The organism is Paenibacillus koleovorans NBRC 103111, assembly GCF_004000845.1.
GTDB lineage: Bacteria > Bacillota > Bacilli > Paenibacillales > NBRC-103111 > Paenibacillus_AA > Paenibacillus_AA koleovorans.
In genome coordinates this window covers 1-1,737 of the sequence record NZ_BIMA01000238.1, presented here as the reverse complement: position 1 = coordinate 1,737, position 1,737 = coordinate 1, and the positions used below count along the sequence as shown (strand labels likewise).

Sequence of the window (1,737 nt, the reverse complement as noted above, 5' to 3'; positions counted from 1 at the left end):
GACATGGACCTCGCTCAATTCGTCAGGCGCCGTAACATTGCCGCTTTGGGTGAAAATGACGAAGGTCGGCAATGTTATGACGGCGTACACGTCCACCGACGGCACGACCTGGACGCAGCGCGGGCAGCAGACGTTTGTTGGCAAGATGAACGATCCATTCACCGCCGGCCTGTTCGTAACCGCGAATCAGGACGGGACGACCGGCACCGCACAATTCAGCAACGTGCAATGGCCGGGCTCCTCGTCGCCGCCACAATATACGCTGAGCACGAGCGCAACGAACGGCAGCGTCACGCTGAGCCCGAGCGGCGGCACATATGCGTCCGGCACGGTTGTCACCGTGACCGCGACGCCGAACAGCGGGTATTCGTTTGCAGGTTGGAGCGGCGATTTGAGCGGAACGACCAACCCGACGACGATTACGATGAGCGGCAATAAATCCGTGACCGCATCGTTCTCGCTGACGCCTCCGCCATCTTATCAAAGCACCGACATCACGACGACGAACGCAGGCAGCACAACCGAAAGCGGCGGCGTGATCACGGTGCAAGGCTCCGGCGCGCAGGTGTGGAGCAACAGCGACAGCTTCCGCTATGTGTACAAGAACAGCTTGACGGGCGATGCGACGATAGTGGCGAAGGTAAACAGCTTCACCGCCACGAACAACGGCGCAATGGCGGGCGTCATGATCCGGCAGGGAACGGCGGCGGACGCCAACTACATGAGCGTAGCGGTCACGAAGGATGGCAACTACCGCGTGCAGTATCGCAACAGCACATGGACTTCGCTCAATTCGTCAGGCGCCGTAACATTGCCGCTTTGGGTGAAAATGACGAAGGTCGGCAATGTTCTGACGGCGTACACGTCCACCGATGGCACGACCTGGACGCAGCGCGGGCAGCAGACGTTTGCCGGCAAGATGAACGATCCATTCACCGCCGGCCTGTTCGTAACCGCGAACCAGGACGGGACGACCGGCACCGCACAATTCGGTAACGTACAATGGCCGTAACTTAAGGCGAAAGCGGTTTTACGGCGGTCACCCCCTAATGGCAGAGGGCAATCCGGGCAGACGCCCTCTGCCGTTCTACGGAGAAGAAGCAACTACCATTTTCATCAAAAAAATAAAATAAAACCTTAAAAATCCACCTGCTAAAAGCAGGTGGATTTGGACTTTAATGTCGACGGCTAAAGTCGTGAAGTCGTAGTGAAGAGTGAATCAAATGTCGGTCAAACGCGTGTCCAAAGTCCATAAAATCACTCTTTAAGAAAACCTGATTCTAAAGTTCACCGATTAGGTTTGATTGCCTGCCGAGAGTAAACTATGCTGGAGAGACCCGGATTGTCGGGCTGGAATGTGGGGACGGGGAGCCGAGCGTAACGGCAGATGCAACCCCAGAGCGCCGAACGCCAAGTAACCCTGGATGCAGTCCGAAAAAGTCGGTCTGCAAGGCCGCCCGTGGTCCGGATCGGCTCCCTAGTCCGATTTTGCCGAATTGGAGCGTCGTTTTCGAGCGGGGGGACGTGGAAATGGCTCTGCAAGTGGGGAAAATCGGACTACGGCGCCGATCCGAACTCGCTCCCGCCACGCAGTCCGAAAAAGTCGGACTCCATACACCGATGCCAAGACGCGGTACCATCGATGATGAAAATCAGCCGATTTCCGGGGAGAACAAGCAGGGTTACTTGAAGGGCGACCGGCTGGGTTGCATCTACAGTAACTCCCAGCCTCAATCT

At 57.1% G+C, this 1,737-nt stretch carries 2 protein-coding genes; both read left to right on the top strand.

Features of this window, described 5'->3' with window-relative positions; translation table 11 throughout:
- The coding region (locus tag PKO02S_RS31940) for an InlB B-repeat-containing protein (protein WP_444980888.1) at positions 1 to 1,012 on the top strand (1,012 nt) is incomplete at its 5' end.
- 518 nt (positions 1,013 to 1,530) lie between these two features.
- The coding region (locus PKO02S_RS33035) for a hypothetical protein (RefSeq protein ID WP_218033997.1) at positions 1,531 to 1,737 on the top strand (207 nt) is incomplete at its 3' end.